Source organism: Gemmatimonadaceae bacterium, assembly GCA_019637445.1.
Classification (GTDB): Bacteria; Gemmatimonadota; Gemmatimonadetes; order Gemmatimonadales; family Gemmatimonadaceae; genus Pseudogemmatithrix.
Map to the genome: position 1 here is coordinate 1,432,413 of JAHBVS010000001.1, position 17,136 is coordinate 1,449,548.

At 67.1% G+C, this 17,136-nt stretch carries 14 protein-coding genes; 9 read left to right on the forward strand and 5 right to left on the reverse strand.

Features of this window, described 5'->3' with window-relative positions:
• Positions 1–195 precede the first annotated feature (195 nt).
• Both KF709_06500 and KF709_06505 read left to right on the forward strand, forming a co-directional pair.
• Complete coding sequence (locus KF709_06500) at positions 196–2,676, forward strand: protein kinase (GenBank protein MBX3174044.1); 2,481 nt, start codon at positions 196–198, stop codon at positions 2,674–2,676.
• Positions 2,677–3,010: 334 nt separating this feature from the next.
• On the forward strand, positions 3,011–4,537 hold the full coding sequence (locus KF709_06505) for an Ig-like domain-containing protein (protein MBX3174045.1): 1,527 nt from the start codon (positions 3,011–3,013) through the stop codon (positions 4,535–4,537).
• Between the two features lie 77 nt (positions 4,538–4,614).
• On the opposite strand, the gene KF709_06510 is transcribed toward KF709_06505, so the two are convergent.
• Positions 4,615–6,798: a carbohydrate binding family 9 domain-containing protein gene (locus KF709_06510; GenBank protein ID MBX3174046.1), complete on the reverse strand. Its 2,184-nt coding sequence runs from the start codon at positions 6,796–6,798 to the stop codon at positions 4,615–4,617.
• A 102-nt stretch (positions 6,799–6,900) separates the two neighbouring features.
• Here KF709_06510 and KF709_06515 point away from each other — a divergent pair, with 102 nt between their 5' ends.
• The 5 genes from KF709_06515 to KF709_06535 are packed head-to-tail and all read left to right on the forward strand — an operon-like array spanning position 6,901 to position 10,681.
• Positions 6,901–7,272 carry a c-type cytochrome gene (locus tag KF709_06515; GenBank protein ID MBX3174047.1) on the forward strand — a complete coding sequence of 124 codons (372 nt, stop codon included), beginning with the start codon at positions 6,901–6,903 and terminating at the stop codon, positions 7,270–7,272.
• A gap of 45 nt (positions 7,273–7,317) precedes the next feature.
• A complete protein-coding gene (locus KF709_06520) occupies positions 7,318–8,964 on the forward strand; it encodes a M28 family peptidase (protein ID MBX3174048.1) in 1,647 nt (548 codons plus the stop codon).
• A gap of 3 nt (positions 8,965–8,967) precedes the next feature.
• On the forward strand, positions 8,968–9,807 hold the full coding sequence (locus KF709_06525; GenBank protein ID MBX3174049.1) for a tetratricopeptide repeat protein: 840 nt from the start codon (positions 8,968–8,970) through the stop codon (positions 9,805–9,807).
• 32 nt (positions 9,808–9,839) lie between these two features.
• Positions 9,840–10,016: a hypothetical protein gene (locus tag KF709_06530; protein ID MBX3174050.1), complete on the forward strand. Its 177-nt coding sequence runs from the start codon at positions 9,840–9,842 to the stop codon at positions 10,014–10,016.
• Between the two features lie 2 nt (positions 10,017–10,018).
• The gene (locus KF709_06535; GenBank protein MBX3174051.1) at positions 10,019–10,681 is read left to right on the forward strand and encodes a DUF2306 domain-containing protein; all 663 of its coding nucleotides are present in this window, start codon (positions 10,019–10,021) and stop codon (positions 10,679–10,681) included.
• Here the strand turns inward: KF709_06535 and KF709_06540 are convergent.
• Both KF709_06540 and KF709_06545 read right to left on the reverse strand, forming a co-directional pair.
• Positions 10,584–11,948, reverse strand: coding sequence for an alkaline phosphatase family protein (locus KF709_06540; GenBank protein MBX3174052.1), 1,365 nt, complete (start codon positions 11,946–11,948; stop codon positions 10,584–10,586). The two genes, KF709_06535 and KF709_06540, sit on opposite strands and share 98 nt — an antisense overlap.
• A complete protein-coding gene (locus tag KF709_06545; GenBank protein MBX3174053.1) occupies positions 11,945–13,645 on the reverse strand; it encodes an AMP-binding protein in 1,701 nt (566 codons plus the stop codon). Before KF709_06545 ends, KF709_06540 begins: the two co-directional genes overlap by 4 nt.
• A 28-nt stretch (positions 13,646–13,673) precedes the next feature.
• Between KF709_06545 and KF709_06550 the strand changes: the two genes are divergently transcribed.
• Positions 13,674–14,966 carry a M20/M25/M40 family metallo-hydrolase gene (locus KF709_06550; GenBank protein MBX3174054.1) on the forward strand — a complete coding sequence of 431 codons (1,293 nt, stop codon included), beginning with the start codon at positions 13,674–13,676 and terminating at the stop codon, positions 14,964–14,966.
• The gene (locus tag KF709_06555) at positions 14,963–15,487 is read left to right on the forward strand and encodes a DUF411 domain-containing protein (GenBank protein ID MBX3174055.1); all 525 of its coding nucleotides are present in this window, start codon (positions 14,963–14,965) and stop codon (positions 15,485–15,487) included. Before KF709_06550 ends, KF709_06555 begins: the two co-directional genes overlap by 4 nt.
• Before the next feature lie 128 nt (positions 15,488–15,615).
• Here KF709_06555 and KF709_06560 read toward each other — a convergent pair whose 3' ends face one another.
• Positions 15,616–16,629 carry a fatty acid desaturase gene (locus KF709_06560; GenBank protein ID MBX3174056.1) on the reverse strand — a complete coding sequence of 338 codons (1,014 nt, stop codon included), beginning with the start codon at positions 16,627–16,629 and terminating at the stop codon, positions 15,616–15,618.
• Positions 16,629–17,123, reverse strand: a complete 495-nt coding sequence (locus KF709_06565; GenBank protein MBX3174057.1) for an FKBP-type peptidyl-prolyl cis-trans isomerase — start codon at positions 17,121–17,123, stop codon at positions 16,629–16,631. Before KF709_06565 ends, KF709_06560 begins: the two co-directional genes overlap by 1 nt.
• Between the last annotated feature and the right edge of the window lie 13 nt (positions 17,124–17,136).

Sequence of the window (17,136 nt, forward strand, 5' to 3'; positions counted from 1 at the left end):
ACCTGCGCCAACTGCGGCGCCCCACTCGACGAGGGGGCGCTGTTCTGTAGCCGCTGCGGGCTGAACCTGACGAAGGAGTACCGCGCGACGCCGATTGGCAGTGTCGCGCCGCAGGAAGTCTCCGACACCTTCGTCAAGCTCCGCGAGTCGCTCGGCAGCCGCTACGGCATCGAGCGTGAGCTGGGCCGCGGCGGCATGGCCACGGTGTTTCTCGCCCGCGACCTCAAGCACGACCGTGAGGTAGCCATCAAGGTCCTGCACCCGGACCTGGCGGCAACGATTGGCGGCGAGCGTTTCGAGCGCGAGATCAAGGTCGCCGCCAAGATCTCGCACCCGCACATCCTCGCGCTCTACGACTCGGGCGAGGCCGACGGGCTGCTCTACTACGTGATGCCCTTCGTGAAGGGCGAGTCGTTGCGCGACCGGTTGGACCGGGAGAAGATGCTGCCGGTCGAGGACGCGGTGCGCATCACGCTCGAGGTGGCCAGCGCGCTCGGCTATGCGCACGAGCAAGGCATCGTGCACCGCGACATCAAGCCGGAGAACATCCTGCTTGCAGGCGACCACGCACTGGTCGCCGACTTCGGCATCGCCCGCGCGGCCAGCGAGGCCGGACAGCAGAAGCTGACACAGACGGGCATGGCGGTGGGCACGCCGGTCTATATGGCGCCCGAGCAGTCGTCCGGCGACACTGTCGGCCCGACGGCGGACATCTACTCGCTCGGCTGCATGCTCTACGAGATGCTCGCGGGCGAGCCGCCGTTCAACGGCCCGAACGCGATGGCCATCATGGCCAAGCACCTCATGGAGCAGCCGCCGAGCATCCGGGTGGTGCGCCAGGCGGTGCCGGAGGAAATCGAGGAAGCGATCCTCATCGCGCTGAACAAGACGCCGGTGGACCGGCCGCAGACAGCGCAGCAGTTCGCCGAGCTGCTGAGCGGGATGTTTGGTGCTACCAGCACGATGCGCGTGATGAACGCGCGGCGCACGCCGACACCTCGGTACTCTTCTCTGGGCGTGCCGCAGCTGCCGCTGGAGCCGTGGTACCGCCGGCCAATTGGGCTTGCCACTGCCGCCGCGGTGGTGGTGCTGGCCGCGGCCGGCGTTTGGTTCGCCACGCAGCGCGGGCCGCGTGGCACCGCCGTCCTGGGCGAAGAGGCGCGGCGCCTGGCGGTGCTGCCGTTCGGCGACCTGAGTCGTGACTCCTCGCTGGCGCCCGTGGCCGATGCGCTCACCGACGGGCTCATCCAGACGCTCTCGACCAGCCCCAGCATCACCGTGATCTCGCGGGCCGGTGTGGAGCCGTTCCGCGGCGCGGGCGTCGCGGTGGACAGCATCGCCCGCGCCCTGCGCGTCGGATTCCTCGTGCGTGGCGATGTGGAGCCATCGGGCAATCGCGTGCAGGTCGCGCTGCGACTCGACGACGCCAGCGGCGTGCGACTGCAGAGCGCGAGTTTCGCCCTCTCCCGCGACAGCATCTTCCAACTGGAGGACTCGCTGGGCACCATCGCCGCCGATCTCATTCGGCGCCAGTTGGGTGAGGAGTTGCGCGTGCAGCTGCAGCGTGCCGCGACAACCAGCCAGGACGCCTGGCTGCTCACGCAGCGCGCGTTGCAGCAGCAACGCGCGATGCAGGACGCGTATCGGCGCGGTGAGCCGGATGCCGCCGCACGGGCGTATGCCGCCGCCGACTCCATCCTCGCCGTCTCGGAGGAGCTCGACGCGTCGTGGTCTCGACCGACCGCGATGCGCGCCATGCTGGCCTACCTGCGCTCGCGTACGGTCGGCGGAGATCAGAGCGCCATCCGCTCGCTCGTGGAAGCTGGGATTGCGCACGCGGATCGAGCGCTCACCCGAAACGCGAACGACGCCGATGCCCTCGAGGCCCGGGGCACATTGCGTTTCTGGAGCTACATCGCACTGCCGTATTCCAGCGCCGCCGAAAAGGATCGGGTGCTGCTCGCCGCACAGGCCGATCTCGAACGTGCCACCGCACTGAACCGCAACCAGGCCGGCGCCTACGCCACCTTGGCGGCGGCCTACTCCGCCATTCCTGGCAAGACCACCAGCGACATCTATCTCGCTGCGGTCCGCGCCTTCGAGGCTGACGAGTTTCTTGAGGGTGCCAACCTCAACTTCTCGCGCGCGTTCAACGCGCAGTACGACCTCGGCAACGCCGCCGCAGCGAAGGAGTGGTGCGACCGCTTCTCGCGTCGCTTCCCGATGGACCCGCGCGCACTGCGCTGCCGACTCTACGTGATGACGATGCCGTCGGCACCCGACGTGAGCATCCCGCGCGCCTGGGCCTTGGTCGACTCCATCGTGGAGCGCACCCCGCCGCGCGACTCGCTGCGCACCCGGCTGTGGATGCGCATCCTGGCGGCTGGCGCCGTGGCCCGGGCCGCTGAGACCAACCCGACACTCGCCGACAGCGCCCGGCGTGTGGTGCTGGCGTCACAGGGCGATGCGACCGTGGATCCGAACCGCGAGTTGCCGTACTTCGGCGCCTTTGTGCTCGCCATCACAGGCGACGGGGACGGCACGGTGCGCTTGCTCCGCGAATACATTGCAGCTAACCCTCAGCGGGCCTTGGCTTTACGCGACGATCCGGGCTGGTGGTTCCGGGGAGTCGCGGACCGAGAGGACTACCGGCGGTTGGTGGGCGCTCCGCGCTGATTTCGACGTTTTCGACGGCCTGGAGAGCAGGTCGCCCCGAGCGATGAATGGCATATCGCTTGCTGGGTAAACGACTTAGGCCCAACTTGAGGGCCTTCCGTCAGTCACCCTCCCTTCCTCAGGAAGGTCGAAAATGCCCCGCAGTCTTCGTCACTCACTCCTCGCTGCGCTTGCGATTGCGGTCGCCGCGTGCGCGGATGTTGCGACCAGTCCCGAACGTGCGGCAACCGCGATCGGCGATGCCTCGGCAGTCTCGTGCTCGGCGCCGAGCCTGAGCACACTGCTCTCGCTTGCGCAGACGGCATTTGGAGCGGGGTCGCCAAGCTACAACTCGGTGCGTGGAAAGATTGAGAACCTGGCGCAGCAGGTCAGCAAGGGGAAACGCGACCAGGTCGTGAAGCGCGCGCATGACGTCGTCGATTTCGTACTCGACAAGAACGAGCATTCGCCCCTGCCTGGCGGCGATGTCGCAGTCACCTTGCTGGTCAACGCGATCTACTGCTTCGCTGGCATTCCGATTGCTATCGACGATGCCGGCAGTTCACGCCTGATCTTCCCGCTTGACCAGCCGCAGATCCTCTACGACGAGGACTCGACCTCGGCGATCTCGTTCCCCGGTGACCCGGTGTTCGAGCCGACACTCGTCACGATCACGCGAAACGAGAACTCGCAGCTCGGTCTCCTTACCAAGCTCGACCGTTACCCTGGCTACATCCGCATCGAGCAGCAGAATGCGGGCGGAACGAAGCTCAAGTACAACGTCACGGTGACGGTGTGCGCCGAAGGCGTGCCCGTTGACGTCTTCCCGGACCTTCGTCTCGGCCACGGACTCGGCGACTCGGTGTTGGTGATCACGCCAACTCCGATGGCCGGAGATCCGCCACCGACTCCGCTTAGCTGCGACGAACCGGCGCCGGCATTGACGCTCGGCGCGCGATTGATTCGCGCCGCGGCCAACCTCCTCTCGCCGACTCCGTTGCATGCGGTCGTGCAGGATACGCCGCGCCGCGGTGGCGGCGTCAGCGGCACGGTGTCGGAGTTCAGCCCCTTCGAGCCGGTCGACACGAAACTTCGTGCCGGCGGTGGCGTCAGTGGGACCGTGTCTGAGTTCACGCGGATGCTGCCGATGTCCAGCCTGATGGCTGAGGGCGGAGTTGAGACGGTTCTGCCCCCGACCGCTGACTGCACGACTCGCCCCGTGGGCAATCCCTTGCCCGAGGAGTGCTATCCGGTCGTCTCCGTGACGACTCGACAGGGCACCATCCTCGAGAACGTACCGGTGACCTGGCAGGTCCCCGCGGGTAGCCCGGGCACGATCGCAGCGCGCAGCGGACCGTTGGGTGAGCTGACCTGTGGGAGCTTCGGCTCCACCGCCACGACGGCGACGTCCGCCAATGGCAACGCCGGCGTGTGCTGGACGCTTGGCGGCGTCGGGTTCAACACCGTCGTCGCGACACCAGGCGTCGGCGGTGACGCGCCCGAGGGTGTCGTGTTCGACAACAACGGCGAGACCTCGGTGGTCTTTGAGGTTGATGTGACGCCGCTGGTTGTCGGGGCACCGGTGGTGATGGAGGTCGTCGCGGGCAGCGGCGTCAGCGCCCCTGCCGGCACGACGGTTTCGCCCCAGCCGCGGGTCATCGTGAAGGATGCGAACGGGCTGCCAGTACCTGGCGTCCCGATCACCTGGGACCTTCGGACGGGCGGTAGCATCAGCGCGACGACGTCCGTGACTGGCGCCGACGGGACCGCCTCTGTCGCGTGGACGTTTGGCACCAAGGGCTACCAGCTGCTCAAGGCGTTCTACACGGGCCCGACGGTTGTCCTCTCGGTATACTTCGAGGGAAACGCGACGGCGCCGTAGTCCCCTAGCGTCTCGCCTGGCAACAAGACGGCGGGGCTGCGCAGTTGCGCAGCCCCGCCGTCGTCTGTCCGCGCCACTCAGATCCGCAGGAAGTGCGTGTACTTCACCACCAGCGCCCCATTCTGCGGCTGCGTGAATGCAAACGCCGAGCGCGGCTCCATCGGCCACACCGAGTTCCACACGACGAACAGGTCCGATCCAGGCCGTGGCGTCCAGCGCAGTCGTGCGTTCAACGCGGCACGGTCCGACTCATCGTCATACTGCGCAAACCCGGTGATGGTCAGTCGCGGATTGATGGCGTAATCCGCACGGAGCCGCGCCGTGTGCGCCACGAACGAGCCTTCCGGCAAGTCGATGTCGTTGCGCTCCAACTCGGCCGTGAGTTCGTAGTGGGGCTGTAGCCGCAGCCGCAGTGAGAACTCGCCGTCCAGGCGGCGCCCGCGGTAGAAGTTTCCGGCTGACCACTCCGTGCGAAACACGACCGGCCGGATATTGGCGCCCTCGTAGACGACCTCAACCCGATCCCACCAGTAGTTGCCGGGAGCGATGGTGACTCCATCCGTAATCTCGAACGGCGTTACGGGTCCGTCGAACAGTCGCCAGGCATTCACCTCGATAACGTCCCCGCTCTGGAAACGGATGCCCAGCGGCCGAACGCTGAAACGCGCGTTGTCCAGGCGACCGCCGAGGTCCCACACGGCGTTGTAGCCGAGCAGGTTGAACTCCCAGCGCCGAATGATGCTCGCGTTGCGCGGACGCGGCGTGATCTGCGTGTTCCCCGCCAGCCGATAGATCCCATTCTGCACGACGAAGCCCAACGCCGGGTTGTACGCCGAATCCACGCGCTCAGCGCGCAGCACGATGTCGGCGTGGTCGTTGGGATAGTCGACGGCAAGCAGGTAGTGGCCACCCGTCGCGCCGCCGGCACTGTCGCGGCTCCAGGCCGCGTTGCCTGTCACGACGAGGTTGTCATCCTCGCCGACGATGTACGGCAAGTTGAAGTCGACGCCACCCGCGTACGAGCCTGGCCGCGACGCACGGTCACTATATGTCGCCATCATCCCGACGAAGCCGCGGCCGAGGACATCACGCCGCAACCGGAACACGGCATCGCGCGCGTCGTCGGAGCCGCTGGTCACGGCACCCAGCACGCCCATCTGATACGGGCCCGCGCGACCCTGCGAGCGCAGGCCGAAGGGAATCGTCTCCGGCTGGCCACCGGACCCCAGCCCGATGCGCCGTGAATAGAACATCTGGGTCTGCTCGATCCGCCCGAACGCGAACACGCCGGCGCCTTCCGTGAAGAACGGACGCCGTTCGGGGAAGAACAGTGGGAATCGCGTGAGGTTCACGATCTGCCGGTCCACGTCGGCCTGGGCGAAATCAGGATTCGACGTGAGGTCCGCCGTGATCGTGTTGGTCACGGGAATCTTGACGTCCAGCCCGACGTCAAACTGTGAGGCCGACGGGGCCACGATGCTCGAGCTGCCATCGGTCGCAAAGGCGCGCTCGGCCGGCGATGCCTGGCCAAGGACATATGGCCGCAGTTCGGCGCGCGCTCGCGGCGGCAGGTCCGCAAAGCCGGCAACGGCCCCTTCTCGCTCGAGAAAACGAAAACCCTCTGTGCGGCGCCAGCCGCGCCACAGCAGCTCCTCGTTCGTGCGCGGCAGGAAGCGACGGAAGTTGAAGCCCATGCGCGCGACATCACGCGGATACCGCAGCGTGGCCCAGGGAATGAGCATCTCCGCCGTCCACCCATCGGCGTTGATCTGCGTGCGCACATCCCAGACGCCGTCCCACTCCTCGTTGCCGCTCTCGAAGGTCACGTGCTCGCCATCCCACATTGCGCCGTTCGAGTTCGTGCGGAAATAGAACGCGCTGCGCTTGTCGGACAGCCCGTCGATCATCAGGCTCACGTAGTCGTCGGAACGCAGCTCCGCGTCGCGGCGCAGCTGCGTGCGCACGATGCCCGCCGGGTTGCGATCATACAGCCACCAACCGATGACGAGACCACTCGGCGTGGCCAGCAGGCGTACCACCGTGCGCTCCGTAGGCTCGCCGTTCTCCATCGGTTCCTTCTGCCGGAACTCCCAGATGGAATCGGCCAGGGCCCAGTCGGGCTCGTCGAGCACGCCGTCCAGCCGGACGTTTTGCGATACGGTGCGCACGCGGGGTATCCGCTCGGCACCCGACTGCGCACGAAGCGCGCCCGGCAGCACCAGCGTGAGGAAGACTGGGATGGAGAGCAGCTGTCGAAGCATGGCCCGCAACTTACGCAGAGCCTCCGACCAAGGTTGAGGGGTTCCCTCACTTCCACTGCGACTGCACGCGCGCATTTTTCGCCAGACCCCTATGGAGAACCGATGCGTTCGATTCTGACCCTCTTGCTGCTCGCTGGATTGGCATCGCTCGCCAGCGCGCCCGTCAAGGCCCAGCAGGCGACCCCGGACGGCAAGGCCACCTTCGAGGTGCTGTGCGCCTCCTGTCACAGCGTCTCGCCTCCGGCCAAGACGGCGCCGCCCATGACGCACGTGATTCGACACTATCGCCAGGCGTTTGCCACTGATAGCGCGGGCATCGAGGCGATTGTGCGCTGGGTGCAGGCCCCCGCCGCGGAGCACTCCAAGATGCCTGCGCACGCCATCGAGCGTTTCGGCCTGATGCCCGCCTTCCCGCTGCCGGAGGAACAGCTGCGGGCGGTGGCACGCTACGTGTGGACGTTGACGGACGGCTGAGCCTGGCAGCGACCGGCTCGTGGTGAACGGGGTACCTTTCGCCCTATGACACAGGCCCTCTTCACCACGCGCCCTTGGGCGCAGACCCGCGCCCTCGTCGCGCTCGCACTTTGCCTGGGCGCATCCCCTGCGCTGCGCGCGCAGGACATCACCGAGACCGAGATCCGCGCGCATATCCAGTTCCTCTCGAGCGATTTGCTCGAGGGACGCGCTCCCGCGAGCCGCGGCGGCTCGCTCACCGAGCAGTACATCGTCGCCCAGTTGATGGCCGCCGGTGTGCAGCCCGGCAACGGCGACTCGTACCTCCAACGCGTGCCGATCGACATCGTTGCGGCGGACGCGGCGGGCATGCGTATCGCCGTGACCGGCAAGGCGACCGCGAGCCTGCGCTATCCCGAGGACGTCGTCGCCTGGGCCGGAGCCTCGGACGCGCGGAGCGGTGCCAAGGCCCCGGTCGTCTTCGTCGGGTACGGCGTCAACGCCCCCGAGTTCCGCTGGGATGACTTCAAGGGCGTGGACGTGAAGGGCAAGATCCTGCTGGTGCTCGTCAACGATCCACCGGCGCCGCCGCAGGAGCCGACGCTGTTCGGCGGCACCGCGATGACCTACTACGGCCGCTGGACCTACAAGTTCGAGGAAGCCGAGCGGCGCGGCGCGGCGGGGATGTTGATCATCCACAACACCGATCGGGCGGGTTACGGGTGGGCAACCGTCGTCGGCAGCTGGGCCAAGGAACAGCGCATGCTGCCGCGCGACCCCAAACTGCCGGCGCCGCTCGGCTTCCGCGGCTGGATCACGGAAGACCGCGCCGCCGGCCTGCTTCGCGAGGCTGGCCTCGACCTCGCGACGCTCCGGCGCAACGCAGAGTCCCGGAACTTCCGCCCGGTGGAGACAGGCCTCAGCCTCGACGTCTCCTTCACCAACAGCGTGCAGCACCTCGAGAGCCACAACGTCGTCGGACGCATCGCCGGCCAGTCGGGCGACGCCAGTCGCGAGCACGTGATGCTCTCCGCGCACTGGGACCACCTCGGCATCGGCCCGGTGGTCGATGGCGACTCGATCTACAACGGGGCGCTGGACAACGCCTCGGGCACGGCCGACTTGCTGGCGATTGCCCGCGCACTCGCCACCGGTCCCCGGCCGCAGCGATCCGTGCTCGTCGCGTTCGTGACGGCGGAGGAGAGTGGACTCTTGGGCTCCGCCTACCTCGCGCAGAATCCCGTGGTGCCCACGGAGCAACTGGTCGCGAATCTCAACGTGGACGGCGGTAACGTCCTCGGCGAGACGCGCGACCTCACCGTGCTCGGCGACACCAAGAGCTCGCTCGGCCCCCAGCTCGCGCGACTCATCGCACCGCGCGGCATGCGCATCTCGCCGGATGCGTTCCCCGAGCGCGGCTATTTCTATCGCTCCGACCACTTTTCCTTTGCGAAGGCCGGTGTGCCGTCTGTCAGCATCGGAGAGGGCGAGGACTTCGCCGGACGCCCCGCCGGCTGGGGTAACGCGCAGGCCGAGGAATACACGACCAAGCGCTACCATCAGCCGGGTGACGAGTACGATCCCAGCTGGGACCTCAAGGGCGCGGTGCAGCTCAGCAACATCGTGCTCGAGTTCACGCGCGCGCTGGCCAACTCGCGCGAGTGGCCGACTTGGAATGCCGACGCCGAGTTCCGACGCGCGCCGCGGATGTAGGAGGTGAAGGCGTTGGTGCTCGGCGAGCGGGGTCTGCGACGCGTGCCGTTCGACGCGTTGCTGTTGCTGGTCGCCCTCAGCGTGTTCTCGCTTCCGGCGCGTGCACAGACCACGCCGGGCGGCGCCGATGGGAGCCTCGCGGCCGGCTCAACGCGAGCGCTCGTCGACTCTATCCGACCGGTGGTCGAGCGAGCGATGAGCGCCGCCGACTGGGCAACCATCGATGCGATAATTGTCCGGTTGCGGAGGGCACACGCTGCCGTCGCGGGTGACCCCTGGCTGGCGCACGACCTCGCCTACGCGCTGCACCGACGCGCCAGCGCGGCAATCATCGAGGGCCGTGCGCGCGACGCGCGACCGCTGCTGGAAGAGGCCATCGCGGCAGCCCAGCGCGCGCAGCGCCTTGGCGCCGGCGCGCAGGTCCTGGCGCTTGAAGGTGCCGTCACAGGGCAGTTGGCAGGTGTCGCTGGAGGATTCTCGGCGATCCGACTCGGACCGCGGTCATTCCGTTTGCTGGATGCGGCGGTCGCGGCCCTCCCAAACGACCCACGCGTCGCCCTGCTCAACGGCATCTCGCGCCTCAACGCACCCCGCGCGTTCGGCGGCGGTGCCGCCAAGGGTGAGCCGGAGCTGCGACGTGCCGTACGGCTCTTTGCGCAGGACCCAAACAGAAGTCCTGCCCCCATCTGGGGACGCGTGGATGCCCACATCTGGCTCGGCATCGCACTGAAGGAGCTGAACAGGCCAGCGGAGGCGCGCGAGCAGTGGCAGCAGGCGCTCAAGCTGGCCCCCGACCACCGCTGGGTGACGGACCAACTGTTGCCCAGCCTCGGCGCGCGGTAGGATTCAGGAGCATCCACCCAAGGACGGTCACGGTGTCAGGACTCGACGACAAGTCCATCCAGAACCTGGTCAAGAAGATCCAGAAGCAGGCCAAGCCGCGGAACATCGAGCACAAGACCTACGATGCCACGGCTCCGCAGCGCGTCACCGACGACGCGGACCAGGAACGCGAGAAGATGTTCAAGGAGATGAAGCGCAGGGAGTTCTAGGCGTGGCCGTGCGCCGCGCCGCCCCGCCGGCCTGGGGCCTGATGGCAGTGTTGGCCGTCGGTGTCGCGGGCTATGCGCTCAGTTTCCAGTTCCGCGGCATCGATGCGTTCGGCGTGGAACTGCTTGCGTCGTTCTATCGCCGGCCTTGGGCCATTTGGTTCCACATGGTCTTCGGCGCCATTGCACTCGTCGCGGGCGCCCTCAACTTCCGGCACGACCTCCGGCGCGCGCGCCCCGCGGTGCACCGCCGCATCGGCGAGGCCTATGTGCTCGCCTCGTGGATCGGTGCCGCCGCTGGATTGTGGCTGGCAATGTTCGCGTTCGGCGGGCTCGCCAGCCGGCTCGGGTTCTCCGGACTCGCGCTCGCGACGCTGGTCACGACAACGATGGCCTTCGCCGCCGCCCGGCGCCGCGACTTCCCGACACACCGCGCGTGGATGATCCGCAGCTACGCACTGATGCTCGCCGCCGTGACGCTACGCTTGCAGCTCCCAGTCCTCGCCAGCGCCTTGCAGGGATTTGCCCCCGCTTACGTGATCGTCGCCTGGTCGTGCTGGGTGCCGAATCTCATCGCGGCGGAATGGATTGTGCGGGCGACGACACGCCGACCGGGCGCAACGCCGCGCGCACCGAGTCCAGCGACCCCGAGGTCGCTGCCGGCCTAAGCCCGAGCAAATGGGCAATCAGCGGATACACGTGCACGTTGCGAAACGGCGGGAGCACGAGACCTTCGGCCAGCCCCGGACCCGCGGCGACAAACGTCGCTCCCATCGATACCAGTGCAGGGTCATATCCGTGCGTCGCTCCCAGACGCACACCCCGCTCGCGCCAACGTTGCAGCTGCTCGCGTGAGGTGATGGTCCAACCTTCGTCCGCCACCGCCACGATCGGCGTGATGCGTGGATGGGCGCGGAAATGCCAGCGTTCGGGAATCTCCGCCTTGCGATACACCTGCAGGTGTGGATGTCGCCCGGCCAGCGCCCGGTAGACTCGCTGCTCATCGTCCTGTCGCGGCGCGATTGCCGCCACTGGATTCCAATCCACCACATCGACACTGTCGAGATCGATGTAGTCGTCAAGCAGGATCACGCGGTCGAGGCTCGTGGCGGCCATCCCGTGGTCGCTGACCACGATGAACACCACGTCATCGAGTTTTCCAAGGCGTGCCACGCCGCGCACAAGGTCGCCAAGCGCGCTGTCCACGTGTGCAATCGCCGAATCGACCTGTGGTGACTGCGGTCCGAAATTGTGGCCCTGCGTGTCCGTGTCGTGGAAGTACAGCGAGATGAACGCCGGTGCCGAATCGGCGGGCAGCGCGAGCCAGGCGAGGACGCGCTGCACCTTTGAGTCGGCCGGCTCTTCGTGCCAATAGTGGTTCCACCAGGTCGGGCGAACACCCTTGATGGCTGCTTCACTTCCTGGCCAGGACGCCGACGCTGCGCGGCGCCCCTGACGCTCGGCCGTCACCCAGATGGGTTCGCCGCCCCACCATCGCGACTCCGCCTGTGCGGCCGAGTCGCTGGTCCGGAACGTCCCCAGCTGCGAGTCGCGCATCACGTTCGCCACGATGCCGTGTTCCTCGGCCGTGAGCCCCGTGACGATGCTGTAGTGGTTTGGGAACGTCTTCGATGGAAAGACGGGCAGCATGCGCTCGGCGCGGACACCCCGCGCCGCCAATGCCCGCAGATTCACGGCACCTGGACGATTGATGTAGTCCCAGCGGAAGCCGTCGAAGGAGATGAGGACCACGTGTCGTGCCGCGCCTGCGGGTGACTGCGAAGCCCGCGATGCGGACGCGGCGGCGGCGGATTCCGCGGACGAACGGGACGCTGCCGTCGAGTGGCAGCCCAGTGCGGTGGCCAGCAGCGCCGCTGCCAGCAGCGCTCCCACACGGAGCGTGGCGGTGCGCGCGCACAGCGCGTGCCGTTTCACGCGGGCGATGCCTCTTCGGTGAGAAACCGCCGCAGCACCTTGCCCACCATGCTCTTCGGCAGGTCCGACTTGAACACCACGCGAGCCGGCACCTTGAACGGTGCCATTCGGTCCTTGCACCATTGCCTGATCTCCTGCGCCGTTACCGCCTGGCCAAGGCGTCGCACGACGAAGGCCACCGCGACCTCGCCCTGCGCCGGATCCGGGAAACCGCGGACCCCGACTTCCTGCACCGCGGGGTGCTCGGCAATGACCTCCTCGATCTCGCGCGGCCACACCTGCATCCCACGCATCTTGATCAGGTCCTTCTTGCGGTCGACGATGAACAGGAATCCGTCGTCGTCGAGATAGCCGAGGTCGGCGGTATGGAGCCACCAGCGCCCATCGGCATCGCGTCGGAGCATTTCCCGCGTCTCGGCGTCGTTTTTCCAGTAGCCGCGCATGATCTGCGGGCCAGCGAGCAGGATTTCACCTGTCTCGCCCAGCGCCATCGGCTTCGACGCATCGTCGGCGTCCACAATCCGTACTTCGACGTCCGGCAACGGGGTGCCGACCGATCCGGGCTTCACGGGCCCGCGAAGCGGCGACACGGTCGCGGCCAGCACGCTCTCGGTCAGCGCGTAGCCCTCGACGATTCGCGCGCCCGTGGCCGCTTCGAATCGCTTCATCGTCTCGACCATCATTGGCGCCGCGCCGGAGATGCAGGCCTTCATGGAACGGAAGTCCACCTTTCCGGCCTTCACGCGGCGATGGTTGAGCAACGCATTGTAGAGCGTCGGCACCCCACAGAAGACGGCAGGCTTCGTGCGCTCGATCGTCTTCACGAGGTCGTCGAAGTCGCGAGGGTTCGGCACCAGCGCGATGGCATTGTGCCCCAGGAAGCACACCGACTGCACGCCGCACGCGCCGTACGAGTGAAACATCGGCAGCGGCAGGCAGTACACGCCCTCCCACTTCGGGAGCACGGCACCCAACCAGGCGTTCACTTGCGTACCGGTCTGCACCAACCCGCCGTGGTGTACGCGGACCGCCTTCGGCGTGCCCGTGGTTCCGCCACTCATCAGGAGCATCGCATCGTCATCCGGCGTCGGGCGAGCGGCATCGGGGTGCTGGCCACGATGCCGCTCGAGCAGCGCCGGAAGCCAGGGATCTCCTTCCTGCACCGTGGCCCGGTGCCCTGCCTTCTGTTCCACCAACAACGTGAAGAGCGCGCGCAAAATCGGCGGAAACCATTCCTTGATGTTCGTCACGACCACGTGCTGCACACCCGGTATGCGCCGCTGCACGGCCTTCACGCGCTCGTAGAAGGCGCTTAGCACGAGCACGACGCTGGCACCGGTGGACTCCAACGGCCCGGCGAGCTCGTCGTCGGTATAGATCGGATTCAGCGGTACATAGACCGCCCCAAGCTTCCACGCCGCCAACTCGCCGATGAAGAACTGCGGACAGTTGGGCAGCACGCAGGCCACGCGATCGCCCCGCCCCACCCCCATGGCCGCCAAGGCCACCGCGAAGGCATCGCTGGCATCCTCGAGCTCCTGCCAGGACATCTGCCGGCCCTTGAAATGGAACGCGGGCGCCCCAGGCCGCTCGCGCACGGCTTCCACAATCCCGTCCAGCAGCGTGCCGGCGGGATAGGACCCGATCGTGCGAGGCACGCCGGGGTCGTAGTGGCGGAACCAAGGATGCTCGGTCATTCGCGGGAGTCCCGTGTAGATTCTGAATATGCCAAGCCTTTCCCTCCGCCACAGCCCAGTCCTTGCCGCGCTGCTGCTCCCCGCGGCCCTCGCGGCACAAACCGTACAGCTCGCCGACCGCGACCCCGCCGTGCAACGCGCCATGTCGGCGCTCCAGTCGCAGCAGGCCTGGACACTCGCGCAGCAGATTTCGATCTGCGAGATCCCCGCGCCGCCCTTCAAGGAACAGGCCCGCGCCGAGGAGTTCCGTAAGCGCCTGACCTCGTTCGGCTACGCCAATGCACGCATCGACGCTGAAGGAAACGTCATCGCTGAACTCGGTGCCGGCAACGGTCCGACCGTGATGATTGCCGGGCACCTCGACACGGTCTTCCCCGAGGGGACCGACGTCACGACCACGCGCACCGAGAACCGCGTGGCTGGTCCCGGTATCGGCGACGACTGCCGCGGCCTTGCCGTGGTCCTCACGCTCGCCAAGGCCTTCAAGGAGATCGGCATTGTCCCGAAGGGTCGGGTGCTGTTCGTCGGTAACGTCGGTGAGGAGGGCCCAGGCAACCTGCGCGGTGTGAGGCATCTCCTGACCAAGGAATACGCCGGCAAGGTAGACTACTTCATCTCGGTGGATGGCTCGGGCGGCGCCGGCATCACCTCGCGTGCCGTCGGATCGCACCGCTACACCATCTCGTTCGAAGGCCCCGGCGGCCACAGCTACGGCGCCTTCGGCATGACGAACCCGATGCACGCGATGGGGCGCGCCATCGCGCGGATTGCGGACCTTCAGGTACCATCCGGCTCGAAGACCACCTTCAACGTCGGCATCGTGCGCGGCGGCACAAGCGTGAACACAATCACGCCGATGGCACAGATGGACGTGGATATGCGCTCCGAGTCCGCGGAGAACCTCATGGAGATGGACCGTCGGATCCGCGCTGCCGTCGACACGGCCGTCGCCGAGGAACTGGCGCGCTGGCCCAACTCGCGTGCGCCGATCACGGTGAAGTACGACACGATCGGCATCCGCCCGACGGGCGGCCAGAGCGACGAGGCCTTCATCGTGCGCACGGCGATGGCGGCGGCCCGACTGCTGGACGACGGGCTCGCCTGGACCCCGCGCACTGGTGCGTCGAGCACGGACTCCAACCTGCCGATCTCGATGGGCATCCCGGCCATCACGATCAACGGCGGCGGCCGCGGCGGCGGCGCGCACGGCACGGAGGAGTTCTACATCGAGACGCCGGATTCCTACAAAGGCCCGCAGTTCGCGCTGCTTATCGTGACGGCGTTGGCGGGAATCTCCGGCAGCACGGGAGCAACGCCATGACCCATCGATTTGATCGGCGCGACTTCCTGCGCGCAGGCGCTACGGCACTCGGTGGCGTTGCGCTCGGTGCACTTGCCGGCCGTGCGCTGGGCGCACAGCAGGGTACCGCGCCGGGCGCGCAGGCCCTGCCGACGATGACCGTCTACAAGAGTCCCTCCTGTGGGTGCTGCGGCGCCTGGGTGGACCACGCCAAGAGCAACGGCTTCACGGTCCGCACGGTGAACACCGAAGACCTCGCGACAGTGAAGCGCGAACTCGGCGTTCCCGCGCGCCTCGCCTCCTGCCACACGGTGGTGGTGGGCAGTTACATCATCGAGGGCCACGTGCCCGCCGGCGATGTGAAACGCCTGCTCACGGAGAAGGCGAAAGTCCGCGGGCTCGCCGTGCCCGGCATGCCAATCGGGTCGCCAGGGATGGAGCAGGGCCCGCCGTCCGGTTACGAGCGCTATGACGTGCTCGCGTTCGAGACTTCGGGTGCGGTGCGCGTCTTTGCGTCACACGGGCCTCCGGTGCGGCGCTGATGCTGTCGTCGCTCGGCCAGGATCGGTGGGGTTTGCCACAGAGGCACAGAGACACAGAGGGTTGAGCGCGCGCGTTGGCCTCTGTGTCTCTGTGCCTCTGTGGCAAACCTCGCCACGCAAATCCCAGCTTACACGGGCAACTTCCGCAACTCACGGAACCCAATCATCCGCCCCCGCTCCTCATCCCAAAGCGTGAGCCGCAGCGTACGGAACGCCGTGCGCATCGTCAGCACGGGAGCCGCGTGGAAAACCTCGTTCTCCTCGTGCGCGGCAGCGAGGCGGTAGTTCGGGATCTTCGGTCCCAAGTGATGCACGTGGTGCAGCCCGATGTGGCCCGTAAACCAGTTCAGGATCCCGGGCATCCGCAGGTGCGAGCTGCCCGTGATTGCGGCCGTGGCGTAATCCCATTCCTTGCCGCGCTCCCAGTACGCCTCTTCGAACTGGTGCTGCACATAGAAGAGCCAGATGCCGCCGGCCGCGGCAAGATAGTACGCGGGGAAATAGACCAGCAGCGCAACCTTCCAGCCAAAAAGCACGATGAGCAACATCGTCACCGCCAGCAGTGCGATGTTCGTCATCCACACGTTCCACAGCTGCTTTGCACCGCTGGCTAGACTCGGCATCCGAAAGCGCTGCAGCACCATCATGTGCAGCGGGCCCACGCCAAACAGCACGAACGGATGGCGATACAGCCGGTACTTGAGCCGGCCAAACCACGTCAGCGCGCGGTACTCGGAGACCGTCAGCGTCGTGACGTCGCCATAGCCGCGACGGTCAAGGTCGCCCGACGACGCGTGGTGCAGCGCATGCTCGCGTCGCCACTGCTGGAATGGCGTAAAGGTCAGGACGCCCGTGACGAAACCAATGGCGTCGTTGACCTTCGGCCAGGGCAAGAAGGACCCGTGCGCGCAATCGTGCATGATCACGAAGGTCCGGATCAACAGCCCCGCGAGCGGCAGGATCAACAGCGCCGAGAGCCAGGGCGCCGGCACCATCATCGCGTAGGCGATGTACAGCCCGGCGAACAGCAGGAACATCGTGCTCGACAGCTGCCAGAGCGAGACGCGAATGTCCGAGCCTGCGTAGCGGGCGATGATGCTGCGCCAGTCGCTGCGCGCGATGTCCACCGAGCGGTCACTCATCAGATGGTCGGGGCTGGGGTGACCGCGCGCGTGAGCGTCACCGTGAACACCAGGATGCTGTTGGGGGGAATGCCGGCCTGCGAGCGGCTGCCGTAGGCGAGCGCCGGCGGCAGGATGATCTGGCGCACGCCACCCACCTGCATGCCGCGCACTCCTTCGTCGAAGCCGTCGATTACCGTCCCGTCGCCCGTGACGAATCGCAGCGGCTCGGTGGCGGTCAGGTTGCCATCGAACTTGTAGGCATTGCGTAGGAATCCTTCGTAGCGCACGGAAACCGAATCGCCGCTCTCGGCGGAGCGGACCAGGTTTCCAGTCCCAACCGTGACGTCGCGGTAGTAGAGTCCCGATGCCGTTCGCGTGGACAACGCGATGTTGACATTGAGCTCCGGCGCGAAGCTCACGTCGTCGATGCGCGGCACGAACACACCGCCGTCAAGGCAGGCAGTCGTGGCGAGGAGGAGCAGGAACAGGGCACTCAAGCGGAAGCGTGGCATACACACGAGGGAC

What these genes read in the sequence shown, in the direction of transcription:
- KF709_06500 (MBX3174044.1), top strand. Translation starts at nt 196, where the DNA reads ATGGCCACGGTGTTTCTCGCCCGCGACCTCAAGCACGACCGTGAGGTA.
- KF709_06510 (MBX3174046.1), bottom strand. Translation starts at nt 6,798, where the DNA reads ATGCTTCGACAGCTGCTCTCCATCCCAGTCTTCCTCACGCTGGTGCTG.
- KF709_06515 (MBX3174047.1), top strand. Translation starts at nt 6,901, where the DNA reads ATGCGTTCGATTCTGACCCTCTTGCTGCTCGCTGGATTGGCATCGCTC.
- KF709_06520 (MBX3174048.1), top strand. Translation starts at nt 7,318, where the DNA reads ATGACACAGGCCCTCTTCACCACGCGCCCTTGGGCGCAGACCCGCGCC.
- KF709_06545 (MBX3174053.1), bottom strand. Translation starts at nt 13,645, where the DNA reads ATGACCGAGCATCCTTGGTTCCGCCACTACGACCCCGGCGTGCCTCGC.
- KF709_06550 (MBX3174054.1), top strand. Translation starts at nt 13,674, where the DNA reads ATGCCAAGCCTTTCCCTCCGCCACAGCCCAGTCCTTGCCGCGCTGCTG.
- KF709_06555 (MBX3174055.1), top strand. Translation starts at nt 14,963, where the DNA reads ATGACCCATCGATTTGATCGGCGCGACTTCCTGCGCGCAGGCGCTACG.
- KF709_06560 (MBX3174056.1), bottom strand. Translation starts at nt 16,629, where the DNA reads ATGAGTGACCGCTCGGTGGACATCGCGCGCAGCGACTGGCGCAGCATC.
- KF709_06565 (MBX3174057.1), bottom strand. Translation starts at nt 17,123, where the DNA reads ATGCCACGCTTCCGCTTGAGTGCCCTGTTCCTGCTCCTCCTCGCCACG.